Consider the following 15,741-nt stretch of genomic DNA (forward strand, 5'->3'; position numbering starts at 1 on the left):
AGGGATCAGATGAAAACCTTAATTGAAATTCGACGTGATTTACACCGTATACCGGAGCTTGGTTTCCAAGAAGTAAAAACGCAAAACTATTTATTGGAACAAATTTCGGCACTTCCACAGGAAAGATTAACAATTATTCAGTGGAAAACTGGCATTGTTGTGAAGATTAAAGGTATGCAGGGAAAAAAGACCATCGGCTGGCGTACAGACATCGATGGATTGCCCATAACAGAGGCTACAGGTCTACCATTTCAATCGGAGCATGAGGAAAAGATGCATGCATGTGGACATGATGTGCATATGACGGTCGCTTTAGGCTTGCTAAGAAAGCTTGTGGATAACCCGGTAAATGATCATGTAGTTCTTATTTTTCAACCAGCTGAAGAAGGTCCAGGTGGGGCCTTACCGATGAGAGAATGGTTGAAACAGGAATATCCAGAGCTTGTACCAGAGCAAATTTATGCCTTTCATATAGCACCAGAATATCCAGTAGGTACAGTAGCTACTCGTCCTGGTCTGCTATTTGCTAACACTTCCGAACTATTTATCGATTTAGTAGGGAAGGAGGGGCATGCAGCTTTTCCGCATCAAGCAAAGGATATGTCCATTGCAGCAGCTACATTGTTATTACAGCTTCAAACGATTGTGAGTAGATCCGTTAATCCGATGGATCCTGCAGTTCTAACTATCGGGAAAATGTCTTCTGGTACTGTTCAGAATATCATCTCTGGTCAAGCCCGATTAGAAGGTACGATCCGAACGATGGATGCAGCAACAATGACGACTATTAAACAGAAAATAGAATCCTTCTGCCATGCTGCAGAAATAGCGTTTGATTGCGACATTCGAATCGATTATGGTTCATCTTATTATCAAGTGAAAAACGATGAGACCTTGGCGAATGATTTTATATCATTTGCTAAGCGTGATCCATCGACTACGGCAATCGTTTGTGATGCTGCTATGACAGGAGAAGATTTCGGTTACTTTCTACAAGAAATCCCAGGTGTTTTATTTTGGGCAGGAGTAGAATCACCATTTGGATTGCATCATGCAAAACTGAATCCAAATGAAGCGGTCATTGATTATCTTGTTCCTTTTATAGATTCCTATTTTCGAGCACTTTCAAATAAATGAAAAGTGGAGCCACCTTATATAAAGGTAGCTCCTTCTTTTTGGAAGAATAATCCTAAACGTGCCAATCCTTTGTGAAAGCGATAAAGTTAATCCACAAGCTGCACGTTGTAATCTTTAAACCAAATATGCAATTGTACCAAATAAGCTAATAACTGTGGTCCAGACATTAATTGACCGAACCAAGGAACCTTGAAGGCATCTCCATTAGATTCGATTAAATCGGACAGGCGATTTGCATGGAAGAGCTCATGAAGAATGGAGTTTTTATCCTGTAATTGATCTTTAAGCATGTTCCCGACAAGCTCGCTGTAAACAGGATTATGCGTTTTTGGATATGGACTTTTTTTCCTGTAAAGCACGTCATACGGGAGATTACCTTGAAATGCTTTTCTTAAGATTCCTTTTTCTTGATTGCCCACCATTTTGAAATCCCACGGAATATTCCATGCATACTCGACTAATCGATGATCCGCAAACGGCACCCTTACTTCTAGGCTGGCACCCATACTCATACGGTCTTTTCGCTCCAACAAGGTCGTCATAAACCAAGTCATATTCAAATAGAATAGCTCGCGTCTTTTTGATTCAATAGAAGCTTCTCCATCTAAACGAGGCGTTTCTGCAATTGTTGTATCGTATGCATGTTGAACATATTCATTAATCGTAAGTTTTTTCTTCCAGCTATCGTTTAGTAAAGTATATCGCTCATTGGTAGAGCGAATCCACGGAAATCCTTTTTCTGCATTTGCGACTTGATGAAACCAAGGATAACCTCCGAAAATTTCATCGGCACATTCGCCCGACAATCCTACCGTAAAGTCTCGTTTTATGTCCCGACAAAACCAAAGTAGGGAAGAGTCGATATCGGCCATTCCAGGAAGATCGCGTACATGGACAGCCTCCGTTAAGTATTCCGCCAATTCCTTTTGACTAATAACGGAGTGATGGTGATTTGTATTCAAAGTACTGGATACTTTTCGAATCCAAGGCTGATCGTCTGATGGTTGAAAGGTATTTCCCTTGAAGTGTTTACTATTGTTTTCATAGTCGATGGAGTATGTGTGGAGCTTTCCTTTTGCATCACGAGTAAAAGCACTCGAGGCAATCGCCGTAATAACGCTGGAATCTAAGCCACCGGAAAGAAATGTGCAAAGGGGAACATCCGATACGAGCTGTCGTTCTACAGCGTCGGTAACTAAATAGCGAACTTTTTCTGCAGTTTCATCTAAAGAATCGGTATGCTCTGCGCTTTGGACATTCCAATAGCGCCAAATGTGAAGCCCGTTTTTAGAAAAGGTGAGTGCATGTGCAGGGCGTAATTCATGGATTCCTTTATAAACTCCAGAACCAGGAGTACGAGAGGGTCCTAACCCGATTATTTCTGCTAACCCTTCTCGATTAATGGTTGGAGATACATCTGGATGTGCAAGAAGTGCTTTTAGTTCGGAACCGAAAAGAAAGCCTTCAGCTCTTTCCGTATAAAAAAGTGGTTTAACCCCCAGACGATCTCTTGCGATAAAAACCTTTTGCTCCTGTTCATCCCAAATGGCAAAAGCGAAAATACCATTAAAATGATCTATACAATTTTCTTTCCATTCGATATAAGAAGTTAATAACACCTCCGTATCAGAATGCCCGGAAAAAGAATGTCCTCGCTTCAATAGTTCCTTCCGAAGGTCTTCTGTATTGTACAATTCACCGTTATAACAAAGCGTATATCGATTAGACTCATGGGTTTTAACCATTGGCTGTTTTCCGCCGATAGGATCGACCACTGTTAATCGGCGATGGCCTAGTAAAGCATGAGTCGTACCCCAAATATTATGATCATCAGGTCCTCTTTTACTAAGCGTCCCTGTCATTTTTTCAACGATTAATTCCTTGTTTCGCAAATCCTTCTTAAAATGAATACAACCTGTAATTCCGCACATATATCCGCATCCTTTCTTTCATGACCTATTTTATGCAAGAAACTACCAAATTTGTGCCTGTGAATGATTAAAGCATTTTATCCCGCATTAACGAGCAGTAAAACTCCGACTTCAATATTTAAGAAATGCGAAAAGATAAGAGGGAGATCAACTGCCCGTAAAAGCCTGATTGGTTCAACTAACAAACAGTGGGGGATGAAGTTACCCCCCACTGATTGAAGTTTCACTTTACAACAAACGAAAAAACCATCGTAAAAGTTTAAGCTTTCACGATGGTTTTATTAAGACATGTAAGTATTCTTAAGTTGTCACTTTGAGGACGGTTTTAATTTTTTGGATAATACCACCCGAGCTATAAGTTAATACACTTCGTTTATAGAATGATAGGCTCACTAGGAACATGAGGATAACGGTTCCTATTAACACTAGCATTGCTATAATTGGTTCAATCGAGCCAATATCAGTTGCTCCAATTCGAAGTGGCATAACCATTCCTGATGTGAACGGAATGTAGGAAAATACTTTGATAAGCATTGTATCTGGACTAGCCATTCCAGAAATTAACACATAAAAACCGATAATCCCAATCATCATCGCTGGCATCATTGCTTGACTGGACTCTTCCACTTTAGAAACAAGGGAACCAAGGAGTGCTCCTAATATTAAGTATAAAATAATTGTTAATAGGAGAAACGAAACAGCATAGCCGATGTAACTTAAAGATAATTCGTTTGCAATGTCCACAACCATATCCCACTTCGAGCCGCCGTCGATAAACATGAATAACAAGCCTTGCACAACTAAAAGTGCGCCAATTTGAGTTAAAGCTAGTAGAAACGTTCCTGTAAGTTTTGCCATGAAGTGAGTAGATGGCTTAATGCTTGCAAGTAATACCTCTAAAACACGAGAACCTTTTTCAGATGCAACATCTGTAGTGATCATTGATAAAAATGACATGACGAACGAATAGATAAGGAAGCCCACTAGGAAAGAAGCTCCGATACCAGCAGCTTTTTCGTCCTCACTTTTACCTGATGCTGAATCCACATTTAAATTTTTGGCAGAAATACTCGTTTCGGATTCAAGAATTTTTTCTGCTTGCTCTGCTGTTAAATTCAATTGTTGTACTTCATAAATTTTTCCGACGTATTGCAAGATAGAGGAAATGCTTTGTTGATCATTAAAGGTAAGTGGTTCGAACGTTGCAATTTCCGCTGCTAAAGAGTTGTCTTGATCTTTCACAAAGACAGCTGCATCGTATTCACCATCGATCACTTGCTGCTCCACTTTTGCAATTTCATCTTTGAGAAACGAAAACTCGATATCATTTGTTGATTCAAAAAAGCTTTCCATTTCCGCATCTGTTTCATTCAAAATAGCGACTTGCAAAGGTTCGCTCTGGAAAAAAGCTTCTTTAATATCTGACCAGAACATGACACCACTTATGACGGCAACATAAAGAACGATTGAAAAAATAAATGATTTGGCTTTTACTTTTTGCTTATATAATTGCTTTACAAGCAACCAAAACTTAGACATTTGGTCCACCAACCTTATCTTTGAAGATTTCGTCTAACGTTAAATAATCTAAACTAAACTTCTCAATATATTTGCCGTTTGATACAAAGTCAAAAATAGATTGTGCATATGATTCATCTTCTAATGTTAAGATGAATTGGTCTTTTCCAACCTGAATATCTTTCACGCCATCTAACTTTCCAAGTACTTCTTTTGGCACATCGGTACGAATCGTCAATTTTGTTTTTCCATATTGCTTCTTCAAGTCTAATAAACTACCAGAAAATAAAGAAACTCCTCGCTTCAACAGGCATAGATGATCACAAAGCTCTTCCACGTTATCCATTTGATGACTGGAGAACAGGATAGTCGTACCATTATTCTTTAAATGTAAAATAGCGCTTTTTAAAAGATCTTTATTTACCGGATCTAATCCGCTAAATGGTTCATCTAAAATTAGGAACTCTGGTTGATGTATAAAGCTTGCTATTAGCTGTACTTTTTGTTGGTTTCCTTTTGATAACGTTTCCGCTTTCGATTTTCGTTTGTCCTCTAATTCGAAACGTTCAATCCAATACTCGACCTCTTTACGCAATTCTTTACGGTTCTTTCCTCTAAGCTCTCCAAAGAAATAAAGCTGGTCTTCCACCGTCATAGAAGGAAAAATCCCTCGTTCCTCGGGTAAATAACCTAAAAGGTCTCGGTTAATCGAATTAATTGGTGTTCCGTTCCACATAATTGTTCCTTCTGTTGTTTCCTGAAGGTCAAGAATCATACGAAACGTCGTTGTTTTTCCAGCACCGTTTTGTCCAATCAATCCAAAAATCTCCCCTTTTTCAATCGTAAAGGTTAGATTATCGACGGCTACAAAGTTTTGGTATCTCTTTGTTACTTGGTTAATAGATAATGTCATATGCATGCTCCTATCTAGTATTCTTTCTTTTACCATATACGTAAAGGATGAAAGAATGTTTCATTTTTTTATGTAACGTTTTCCTTGGTTGGTCGTCAAATCTAATGAATAGAAGAAAAAGGAGCGATACGATGAAAAAGCGAAGCATAATTGCAGTAGCATTGCTCGTGGCTGGATTTGGTTTTTACCAGCCTGTAGCAAATGCGCAAAGTGAGAAAGAAACCATAGCAGAACAAAAAGACACATCCAATTTTATGAATGCGTCTGGAGTTATTAAGGACGTTGAAACAAAAGATGGTATTGTTACACTGACAGTGGAATCCGAAGAAAAAGATCCACAAATTACTATTTTAAAATTGAACGATGATACGCTTTTATTCAATAGCGGCTCTACAAAAGCTGTACAAAAAGAAGCATTTCAAAAAGGACAGCACATTGACGCATACTATGACAAAAACAAACCAATGATTTTAATTTATCCTGCACAAATTACTCCGGAGTTGGTAATTGTTCATGATGAAGAAAAAATAGGTTCTGTTAAAGTATCAAAGTTCGATAAGGAATTTTTAAGCTTGGATAACGAACTAAAGCTGAACATAGGAAAAGAAACGATTTTAGAAAATGAAAAAGGCGAGAAAATTGAAAAAGAAGATTTACATGGAAAAGAGCTAGTTGTATTTTATACGATAACAACGAGAAGCATTCCAGCACAAACGCCACCAACCAAAATTATAGCGATAAACAATCTTTCACCAGAAATGAAAGATATTCAAACGGTTATTGAACAGGACCATTTTATACAAAATGGAACAAAAATGATTCCATTGAAAACAGTAGGGGAGCATCTTGGCTATGTAGTGCTAAGCTATACAAGAGGTAATGGAAATTTCTTGATGCTAGGTAATAGTTCCCTTATTATTACAGTGGGCGATAAAACGTATAGCTACAATAGAAGTTTAAGAAACTTTACAGAGCCTCCAGTAATAAAAAACAATAAAACTTATGTGTCTGAGGACATTTTAGAAGTGCTGGTTCCTTGATTAAACTATAAAAGTAGCCTACAAAGAAATACCCCTTTCCATCAAAAGGGGTATTTCTAATTCAATATAAAAATCTCCATAAATAGAAAGTCGCATACGCTTCCCAGCCTTTCCAGGGTAATGCTAATTGTTGTATTACATCCTTTGTAGGCTTTAGTTCCGAACCAATCACATACTTGATTGCATTATGGAGACCCACATCATCTATCGGAAAAGCATCTGGAAATCTTAAGCAGCGCATTAACACATAGTTGGCTGTCCATGGTCCAATTCCTCGAATTTTTGTTAGTATTTTTTCTGCTTTTTTCACATCCTTTGTTTCTAACAACATTTCTTTCGTAAGTAATCCTCTGTCTATTTGAGTAGCTACTTCTATTAAATATTCACATTTTTTTACGGTCATCTTTATTTCTACTAAATCATCTACAGTCAGCTTGGCAATATCCTTCGCATTCGGAAACAGCCAGTATTGTTCGCCCTCAAATTCAATCCAATGTCCAAACTTTTCGACAAGACGTCTTTTTAGCGTATATGCATATGTCAAATTAATTTGTTGGCCTAATATACCCCAAGCCATTGCTTCAAACAAATCTGAAATACCCATAATACGTAATCCTCTAAATTGTAAAATTGCTTGGTTCAGTATTGGATCATTCTTAGCTACCTCATAAAATGTGTTTATATCTGTTTTCAGGTCTAACCATTCGATGATGTAGGCGACAACTTGTTCACGAACTCGTTTGCTTGAAGGTCTTGTACTACCTAAAAACTCAATGAGCAATGTATGTTTATCTTGTTCCCCAATCTCTACAAGTGTTGTACATGTACCGATAATAATCGCTTTTCTTATTTTATTATCATGAATACGATATAGGCATTCATTTGTGGAGCGAGACAAGTAGTGGAGATTTTGTGTAAAACTAAACTCTGGGGGAGTTTTTAATAAAATAAGTTCCTCTTTTTCTTCCCATAACATGTGCAGACACTCCTTTGTTTCTTTATTATAAACAAAAAAAATTTCGTTATCTTGCTATTACGTTTCAAAAACTGCAATTAATTTGTAAATAAAAGTATACTTAAATAAATGGAGGAGTGGCACAGTGAACAATGAACAATGGCAAGCAATCATTCAAAACGATAAAAACTATGATGGTTTGTTTTATTACGCCGTAAAATCTACTGGAATATTTTGTAGACCTTCTTGTAAATCACGACCGCCCAAAAAAGAAAATGTCCGGATTTATACGGAAGCAAAGGAAGCTTTAGAACAGGGTTTTCGACCATGTAAACGATGTAAACCAACTGGATTACGATTACCTGACGAAGAATGGATCACACAAATTAAAGCATATATCGATAATCACTATAATGACTCGCTCACACTGCACACACTAGCAGATATAGGTCATGGAAGTCCCTATCATCTGCAAAGAACGTTTAAGAAAGTTTTAGGTATATCACCTATGGAGTACATGCAACAAATTCGGATAAATAAAGCAAAAGAATATCTGGTTACTACAAACAAGCCGCTTGTGGAAATAGGTGCGGCCATTGGTATGGCGAATATACCTTACTTCATAACAGTTTTTAAAAAGGTAACTGGATTAACGCCATTTCAATACAGAAAAAAGGAGGGCCATCCCCATGAATAAAATATATTGGACACGTTTCATTCATAACGAATGGAGACTTTATATAGCTGCAACAGAAAATGGATTGAGCTACATAGGTTCGCAAGGCAAACCTTATGAAGAAATGGAGGCTTGGCTGGCAAAGCGTTTTCCGAAATATGAATTAGTGGAGGACGAAAAAGTTTTAACTCCTTATATGAACGAATTGAAAGAGTATCTAGATGGTAGTCGCCGAGAATTTGCAATGCCCGTCGATTTAAAAGGGACAGCATTCCAATTAGCTATATGGGATGCACTTACGAAAATTCCATACGGTGAAAAGAAGTCTTATTCACAAATTGCGAATCTCATAAATAATCCCACAGCCGTTCGAGCAGTTGGAGCTGCAATCGGTGCAAATCCTATACTTATCACCATTCCATGTCACCGAGTAGTAGCAAAAAGTGGTGCACTAACCGGTTATCGTGGCGGTCTAGAAATGAAAGAAAAACTATTAACATTAGAAATGGGAGAAAGATAACTTGATAACAAAGCTAATCAAAGAAGCGTATCCACTGGATTTATTGCTCCTCGCAGACCCTTCTGAAAAACTTGTAAAGCAGTATGTAGAAAGGGGAAAATGCTATATTGCAGAGAGCAATGAAGAAACAGTAGGTGTATATGTCTTACTACCAACAAGACCTGATACAGTAGAGCTTGTAAATATTGCGGTTGCACAACATTATCACGGGCAAGGAATCGGAAAGGTACTTGTACGAGATGCCATTCAAAAAGCAAAGCAATATGGTTATAAAATAATCGAAGTAGGGACCGGCAACTCCAGCATAGGTCAGCTTGCATTATACCAAAAATGTGGATTTAGAATCACCGGTGTGGATAAAGACTTTTTCAAAATACATTACGATGAAGAAATTGTAGAAAACGGAATAGTTTGTGTCGATATGATCCGACTGGCACAGCAACTATAAAAAATACCAAGGAAATCGAGCTTTCCTTGGTATTTTAATTGAACTGGACAATCGCTTAATAGAGTTGGACAATCCCTTCGCAAACCTGGACAATCTCTTATGAAAGTTGGACAATCACACTCCAAGCCCGGACTATAACTTCTTTAACCAATTAAGTGGTATGTAAAACCCCTATCATTTTTCTTAACTCCCCAGCAGGTATTTGACCAGGAGCGGATGCTTCCATTCCAGAACCAAATGTTGCATCAGAGCCAAAGACTTGCCCTGCTATTCGACTGACAACTCCCGTAGAAGCCATTGACATCGTAATAATTGGTCGATCTGCATGGAGTGTTTTCATTGTATAGGTGGCATCGAGTAAAGTCAGTACATCCGTTGGAATTTTTGGCATGACTGCAATTTTCGGGATATGCGCACCGAGATCTTGCATTCGTCGAAGACGCCATACTATTTCTTCTTTAGGAGGTGTTTTTTCAAAGTCATGATTGGACATTACGACATAAATGCCATTAGCATGGGCTGCTTCCACGATTCCACTTACATTAGATGAGAAGAGTTCTACATCTATTAAGTCGATTGCTTTTGTCCTCATTACATTTTCTAGAAGCTTTTGATAATAAGCGTCATCGATTATTTTATTTCCACCTTCCCGATGACTTCTAAAAGTGAACAAAAGGGGGATAGGGAATAATGCATCGCGAATAGTGGAAGCTGTCTTTTTGACTACCTCTAAATTTTCAATTTCCTCTAGCATGTCCGCGCGCCATTCCACAATATCTGGGGCTGCTTGCTTGATTGTTTTTATTTCTAAAAGAAGCTGTTCTTCGTTTCTTCCCATAAGTGGCACAATAATTTTCGGAACACCTTCACCGATATGAATATCTCGAATAGAAACAATTTTCATAAAATAGTCTCCCCTTCAATCGTATTTTACGTTATATTAACATACAAAGGTGAAGAGGAGGAGAGTAAGTTGAAATTTCAGAGATATGAAAATGCAGAAGAATTTGCTACAGTAGCCACCCCTTTTTTAGAAAAAAACGAAGATAAGTTCAGTTTATTTCTTGGGGTGCTACAAGCGATAAAAGACGGAAAATACGAAGATCCATACATGTCCACCATTGAAGAAGAGGGTGAATTACTAGCCCTTTTTCAAATGACTTCACCACATCCACTCAATATCATTTTCGTAAATGAAGATAGAATGGAAGAATGCATTGACTTAAGTATTAATGAACTAATCGAGCAATCTATTTCTATCAACTCCATTATTAGTGTAAAAGAGTGGGCATATGCTTTTGCAAAAAAGTGGCAAGAAAAAACAGGAGAAAGCTTTTCCGTTTTGATGGATCAAGGACTGTATAGATTAGACCAAATAGATGAATCGCTTGAAACGAGCCCAGGTACATGGCGTTACGCGACAAATGAGGATGCATTGCTTATTGAAAAATGGTATAGCCAATTCGAAGAGGATACAAAACTTCCAAAAACTGCACCAGTGGAAATAAAAAAACGTGTAAAAGCAATGCTAGATGCAAAGGAAGTCTTCCTATGGGAAAATGAAGGACGAATTGTATCTATGATGAAAAAAGCAAGACCGACTGCAAATGGTGTCACTGTTTCTCTCGTATTCACACCAAAAGAAGAGAGAAAAAAAGGATATGCTCGTACAATGGTAGCAGCCGGAAGCAATGAACTTCTAAAAGAATTTAAATTTTGCGTGCTCTACACAGATATGCTGAATCCGACGTCGAACAAAATCTATCAAGAGATTGGTTATAAGAAATTAATAGACTCTGTGCATTTGGGGTTTGAACTATAAAAAGCGAATAACAAAGGGGTGATTATGTTGCAAATGTTGTTTCGATACAACTGGATGACAAGGGAAGATTGGTATCGATGGTGTGAAGATTTAGACGAAGAAGAACTCCTCACAAAGAGAATAGGCGGAGTAGGAGGGATATTACATACACTTTTCCACATTATAGATGTGGAGTGGAGTTGGATAAGAATTCTTCAAGGAAAGCCGGATTTCCAAGAGAATTTCAAAGATTATCAATGCTTGCAAAAGATTAGAGAGCTGGATGCTAAATTCCGAATAGAAGTAGAGCAATTTGTTTGTGAATGGGATGAAAGCATGGAAAATCGCTTGTTTCAAGAAACAATGCCCGATGGAAGGGTCGATACCGATACATGGGGTGAGGTTATGCGCCATGTAATTGCACACGAAATTCATCATATTGGCCAATTATCGATATGGGCAAGAGAACTTGGGAGAAAGCCGGTCTCTGCTAATCTTATTGGAAGAGGTCTTGCTTCGATATAACTTGACTAATTCCAATTTGGATATATTCAGGCGGAAAATGAAAAAAATACTTTTACAAGTGGGAGAAATGATGAAATTTGAAATTATGCGCCATCGCTTACTAGATGGTTTAAATGATGTAATGAAAGCGGTTAGTTTAAAAACCACCGTTCCTATTTTGACTGGGATAAAGTTGGAAATCACAGAAGAGGGGTTAATATTAACTGGTAGCGATTTAGATATAACAATTCAAACATTTATTAAAGCAGAAGAAGATGGGGATCAAATCATACGTGTAATAGAAGAAGGTTCAATTGTTGTGCAAGCACGTATGTTTAATGAAATTGTACGAAAGCTACCAACAAGTGAAGTAGTAATTGAAGTAAATGACAATTATCATACGCATATTCGTTCTGGAAAGTCCAAATTTCATTTAATTGGACAAGAAGCATCTGACTATCCGTTGCTTCCAGAAATCCAAGAAGATCACCAGTTTACTATTCCAGCGAATTTAGTGAAATCAATTGTTCGTGAAACAGTATTTGCAGTATCAACTTCTGAGAGTCGTCCTGTATTAACAGGTGTTCTCTGGCAAGTAAAAGAAGGCGAGCTTGTTTGTGTAGCTACAGATAGTCACCGTCTTGCCCGTCGTAAAGTAAATTTAGAGCAACCACCAGAAGGAGAATACAGTGTGGTTATTCCAGGGAAGAGCTTAAATGAATTAAGCAAAATCATAGGAGACTCGTCGCTACCTGTTAATATAGCAATAACGAATCAACAAATATTATTTAAAGCAGAAAATGTATTGCTTTATTCTCGCTTACTGGAAGGGAACTATCCAGATACTTCCCGCCTAATTCCAACTGAATATAAAACAACTGTTACAATGAGCGGAAAAGCATTATTTCAAGCGATAGATCGTGCCTCTTTATTAGCACGTGAAGAACGCAATAATATTGTTCGTTTGTCCTCATTAAATGATAATATCATTGAAGTATCATCTAGCTCTCCTGAAATTGGAGAAGTGGAAGAAGAAATTCAATCGTCGTCAAACGAAGGGGAAGAGATAAAAATTTCGTTTAGTGCAAAATACATGCTGGATGCTTTAAAAGCTTTGGATGGACATGATGTAATTGTTCAATTCACTGGTGGGATGCGTCCGTTCATTTTAAATACCGTTCATAATGATGCAGTTTTACAATTGATCGTACCGGTTCGAACTTATTAACAATCTACTTCTATGCAACTAACAAAACATTTGGATAATGTCTTGCATAAAGTAGGGTAATATCCTTAATTTGAGTGAAAGTAGATATATTATCAAGGAAGATGCCAAGCATCACTTCTTAAAAGAAGTGGTGTTTTTTTTATAAATTACTAGAAGTAATTATTTTGTACAATAGTGGGAATCATATAAAGGAATCTTAAATGCAATGACAGAAAACTAGAAAAAAGGATGAAGCAATTGAAAAAGCTCATAGTTTCTACATTACAAGAACTGATAGATGCAATGGAAGATAAGGAAAATGAAGTAATTCATGTAAAGGGAAAAATAACAGGAAGTCCTTCATTATACTTATCTCCAGGACAGCAATTAGTTGGTGATGGCAATTCCATTATTGAATTTAAGGAAAGAGCTGACGGTATTGAAATCAGTCGTGATAATACGATCGATGGTTTAACTTTCATAGTTGAACCAACGCGTCGTGCAATATACAACAAGCCCGATGAAGAGTCTCTCGGAACTTTAAGTTTAAAGAATATAAAAACAATAGGACAAGTTCAAATTGTAGCTACTGGCACCATACGCTCGGGACACGTAGTTGCTCAGAATGTGGAAGTCATAAAAGCGGATACGAGGGAACTACAAGATCGACCAAAAGGATTTGGCGTTTATGTCTTGCAAGGAGCATTCACATTATGGAATCGTCAAACCGATAAAGACGTGACTATTACAGCTCACCTTACGGGTTTGAAGGTAGGAAGTAAGGATAAACCTGTGCAAGGAGGTGGCGTCTTTATCAGCGGTGCTGGAGACGTTGGTGGTGTACTAAAGGTTGAACTTTTAGAAACAGGTGAGATTCACTCTAATGGGGGTATTAAACAAGGTACACCAGATGTTATTACAGGCGGGGTATTTGTTGTTTATGGAGCTAATGTGAAAAAGGTGATAAATCGCAGGCCCGTAACGACATATGGTGTGAATGATATGGTTTTAGATAATTGGGGAACCGTGGGTGAATGGATAGCGGAAGATCGAATTACTTCTCATGGACCAAGTGGAATTGGTTTTGTAAACTTTAATGAAATAGGGATAATACGCATACTAAGTGATATTGAGACAGATGGGATTGGGGCAAGGGGATTTAATGTATATGCTGGTAGCGTAAAGCATGCAGAGTTTAAACGGATTGTTACGCGTGCAAATGCTTCGGTTGGTATTCAAGTTAGTAGACCTGTAGGAACATTAATCGTGCATGAAGACATTGAAACTTACGGCGGGGAAGGTGGATCCTTAGTTAAGGGTGTTATTACCAAGTTGTCCGCCGACGGGTTGAGTGTGAAAGAGGGGGGGACAATTGACATGGTTGAAATTGGTGGGAAAATCATTACCAATGGACCAAACGTTCGAAGTCTTCATGTACAGGGAGAAATAAAGGAAATAAGCGTAAAGGGCGGAATAATTTCGAAAGGTTCCGGTTCGAAGGCTGTGCTAATTGAAAATGGGAATGTCTCACTAAATGGTATTGAAATACAGGAGCAACCTATAAGTTAATATTTTTTAATGCAGGCGTAACTTCGTATTCGAGATGTATTTTAAGTATACTTTAGAGCCCTTTGCCGATGCAAAGGGCTTAATTTAACTAATACCTTTTTTCATAACTGTAATTTTCCCGTTATCAGAGGAAAGACGAACAGTATTAGAACCATTACCAAATGTTGTGCGGGAATTTTTGTCCCCAAACACACTGACCCTGCCGTGATCCGTTTTAGTATAAATAGATACATCCGTTGGCTTGTTCTCTGTTTCCACTAAGATGCTACCATTATCTGTTTCTAATTGAATCATGCGATCAAGGGTTGATGTTAGAAGTGTAATACGTCCATTGTCTGTTTTTCCAATAATATGTCCGTTTACATTATCCATGATGATTCGCCCGTTATCTGTTTCTGTAATAACTTTTTCAGCATCGACATTACGTAATTCAATTCGTCCGTTATCTGTTTGAGTGGAAAGCTTATCGACCTGTACTTTATCAATTTCAATACGTCCATTATCTGTTTCTGCTTCTAAAACTGTAGCGGCAAATTCTTTTAAACCAATGCTGCCATTATCGGATGTTGCTTTAATCGCTTTACCAAGCAGTTTTTCTGCTCGAATACGACCATTGTCAGTTTTCATGGTGATTGTTGTGTACAGTTTTTTAGGTAGGGCCACATTTACTTTCATCTCTTTAATAAGAAAGATAAAACTAAAAAACTGGAATTTTTTCGGTTTTAATTGAATCGATAAAGTATCGTTCAAGACTTCTGCAGTTAGTATAAGCTTTTCATTTTCTCCTACTAGCTCAATAATCGTTTCATCTGTATCAGAAGGAAATACATTTAGAGAGCCGTAGTCAATCTTCATCGTAACATTAGAAAAGTTCGACTGTGGAATTCTTGTTACTTTATTTTCAGTCGTCATTTTCTCTTGAATCGGAAACTCTACTAATTCTTGTGCAATCTCTTTAGGAGAACCGAGTGATGCAGCAATGTCGCTATCCTTTTTTCCATCCTCGCGCCCGTTTATAAAATACTCTCTTATATCTGAAAGGATATCGTTTCGTTCTTCAGCTGAAAGTCCCGCCAACGCAAGTTCTAATTCATTTAAAAACTGTTGTTCAGTCATTTCTTGCACCCTCTTCGATTAGATTATTGACACCGTTTGTGAAGCTTTTCCATTCGTTCAATTGCTCATGTAGGTATGCTCTACCAAGTTCCGTTAGCTTGTAATATTTACGCGGCGGGCCTTCTGTTGATTCCTGCAAATAAGTGGTGAAATATCCTTCCTTCGTTAGGCGTCTTAATAAAGGATAAACAGAGCCTTCCGAAATGGAAATCTGGTCGGATATTTTTTGGACAAGCTCATACCCATATCGATCTTGTTTATCCAGTAATACAAGTACGCAAAGATTAAGCACACCTTTTTTAAATTGAATATTCACTTCTAATTCACTCCTTTCACTACTGTTCAATGAATAGTACCTTTGAGAACAATATATCACACAGTATTACCTTATGCAAGGTACTGAATT

General features: G+C 37.7%; 16 protein-coding genes. 9 read left to right on the forward strand and 7 right to left on the reverse strand.

What is annotated here, in order from left to right; genetic code table 11:
- Nucleotides 1–9 precede the first annotated feature (9 nt).
- Nucleotides 10–1,137, forward strand: a complete 1,128-nt coding sequence (locus tag FG382_RS12980) for an N-acetyldiaminopimelate deacetylase (protein WP_142539315.1) — start codon at nucleotides 10–12, stop codon at nucleotides 1,135–1,137.
- Between the two features lie 86 nt (nucleotides 1,138–1,223).
- Here FG382_RS12980 and asnB read toward each other — a convergent pair whose 3' ends face one another.
- The 3 genes from asnB to FG382_RS12995 all read right to left on the reverse strand — a co-directional run bounded on the left by asnB (nucleotide 1,224) and on the right by FG382_RS12995 (nucleotide 5,499).
- Nucleotides 1,224–3,068 (reverse strand): asparagine synthase (glutamine-hydrolyzing), encoded by a 1,845-nt coding sequence (gene asnB / locus FG382_RS12985; protein ID WP_142539316.1) that lies wholly within the window; start codon nucleotides 3,066–3,068, stop codon nucleotides 1,224–1,226.
- Nucleotides 3,069–3,368: 300 nt separating this feature from the next.
- On the reverse strand, nucleotides 3,369–4,607 hold the full coding sequence (locus FG382_RS12990; RefSeq protein ID WP_142539317.1) for an ABC transporter permease: 1,239 nt from the start codon (nucleotides 4,605–4,607) through the stop codon (nucleotides 3,369–3,371).
- Nucleotides 4,600–5,499, reverse strand: coding sequence for an ABC transporter ATP-binding protein (locus tag FG382_RS12995; protein ID WP_142539318.1), 900 nt, complete (start codon nucleotides 5,497–5,499; stop codon nucleotides 4,600–4,602). Before FG382_RS12995 ends, FG382_RS12990 begins: the two co-directional genes overlap by 8 nt.
- A gap of 131 nt (nucleotides 5,500–5,630) precedes the next feature.
- On the opposite strand from FG382_RS12995, the gene FG382_RS13000 reads away from it, so the two are divergent.
- Nucleotides 5,631–6,539: a stalk domain-containing protein gene (locus FG382_RS13000; protein ID WP_170206514.1), complete on the forward strand. Its 909-nt coding sequence runs from the start codon at nucleotides 5,631–5,633 to the stop codon at nucleotides 6,537–6,539.
- A 61-nt stretch (nucleotides 6,540–6,600) separates the two neighbouring features.
- Here the strand turns inward: FG382_RS13000 and FG382_RS13005 are convergent, their stop codons facing one another.
- On the reverse strand, nucleotides 6,601–7,515 hold the full coding sequence (locus FG382_RS13005; protein WP_142539320.1) for a DNA-3-methyladenine glycosylase 2: 915 nt from the start codon (nucleotides 7,513–7,515) through the stop codon (nucleotides 6,601–6,603).
- 88 nt (nucleotides 7,516–7,603) lie between these two features.
- Here FG382_RS13005 and FG382_RS13010 point away from each other — a divergent pair, with 88 nt between their 5' ends.
- The 3 genes from FG382_RS13010 to FG382_RS13020 are packed head-to-tail and all read left to right on the forward strand — an operon-like array spanning nucleotide 7,604 to nucleotide 9,138.
- Nucleotides 7,604–8,191: a bifunctional transcriptional activator/DNA repair enzyme AdaA gene (locus FG382_RS13010; protein ID WP_142539321.1), complete on the forward strand. Its 588-nt coding sequence runs from the start codon at nucleotides 7,604–7,606 to the stop codon at nucleotides 8,189–8,191.
- Nucleotides 8,184–8,690, forward strand: a complete 507-nt coding sequence (locus FG382_RS13015) for a methylated-DNA--[protein]-cysteine S-methyltransferase (protein ID WP_142539322.1) — start codon at nucleotides 8,184–8,186, stop codon at nucleotides 8,688–8,690. The genes FG382_RS13010 and FG382_RS13015 overlap by 8 nt, the downstream gene beginning before the upstream one ends.
- 1 nt (nucleotide 8,691) lies before the next feature.
- Nucleotides 8,692–9,138, forward strand: a complete 447-nt coding sequence (locus tag FG382_RS13020) for a GNAT family N-acetyltransferase (RefSeq protein ID WP_142539323.1) — start codon at nucleotides 8,692–8,694, stop codon at nucleotides 9,136–9,138.
- 151 nt (nucleotides 9,139–9,289) lie between these two features.
- Here the strand turns inward: FG382_RS13020 and aroD are convergent, their stop codons facing one another.
- Nucleotides 9,290–10,042: a type I 3-dehydroquinate dehydratase gene (gene aroD / locus FG382_RS13025; protein ID WP_142539324.1), complete on the reverse strand. Its 753-nt coding sequence runs from the start codon at nucleotides 10,040–10,042 to the stop codon at nucleotides 9,290–9,292.
- Between the two features lie 69 nt (nucleotides 10,043–10,111).
- Here aroD and FG382_RS13030 point away from each other — a divergent pair, with 69 nt between their 5' ends.
- The 4 genes from FG382_RS13030 to FG382_RS13045 all read left to right on the forward strand — a co-directional run bounded on the left by FG382_RS13030 (nucleotide 10,112) and on the right by FG382_RS13045 (nucleotide 14,219).
- A complete protein-coding gene (locus tag FG382_RS13030; protein ID WP_229677410.1) occupies nucleotides 10,112–10,960 on the forward strand; it encodes a GNAT family N-acetyltransferase in 849 nt (282 codons plus the stop codon).
- Nucleotides 10,961–10,987: 27 nt separating this feature from the next.
- Nucleotides 10,988–11,464, forward strand: a complete 477-nt coding sequence (locus FG382_RS13035) for a DinB family protein (RefSeq protein WP_142539326.1) — start codon at nucleotides 10,988–10,990, stop codon at nucleotides 11,462–11,464.
- 70 nt (nucleotides 11,465–11,534) lie between these two features.
- On the forward strand, nucleotides 11,535–12,671 hold the full coding sequence (dnaN, locus tag FG382_RS13040; protein WP_142539471.1) for a DNA polymerase III subunit beta: 1,137 nt from the start codon (nucleotides 11,535–11,537) through the stop codon (nucleotides 12,669–12,671).
- A 237-nt stretch (nucleotides 12,672–12,908) separates the two neighbouring features.
- Nucleotides 12,909–14,219 carry a hypothetical protein gene (locus FG382_RS13045; protein WP_211356395.1) on the forward strand — a complete coding sequence of 437 codons (1,311 nt, stop codon included), beginning with the start codon at nucleotides 12,909–12,911 and terminating at the stop codon, nucleotides 14,217–14,219.
- An 84-nt stretch (nucleotides 14,220–14,303) separates the two neighbouring features.
- Here FG382_RS13045 and FG382_RS13050 read toward each other — a convergent pair whose 3' ends face one another.
- Both FG382_RS13050 and FG382_RS13055 read right to left on the reverse strand, forming a co-directional pair.
- On the reverse strand, nucleotides 14,304–15,335 hold the full coding sequence (locus FG382_RS13050) for a DUF4097 family beta strand repeat-containing protein (RefSeq protein ID WP_142539327.1): 1,032 nt from the start codon (nucleotides 15,333–15,335) through the stop codon (nucleotides 14,304–14,306).
- A complete protein-coding gene (locus FG382_RS13055; protein ID WP_142539328.1) occupies nucleotides 15,328–15,651 on the reverse strand; it encodes a PadR family transcriptional regulator in 324 nt (107 codons plus the stop codon). The genes FG382_RS13050 and FG382_RS13055 overlap by 8 nt, the downstream gene beginning before the upstream one ends.
- Nucleotides 15,652–15,741 lie beyond the last annotated feature (90 nt).

The organism is Psychrobacillus lasiicapitis, assembly GCF_006861795.1.
Lineage (GTDB): Bacteria > Bacillota > Bacilli > Bacillales_A > Planococcaceae > Psychrobacillus > Psychrobacillus lasiicapitis.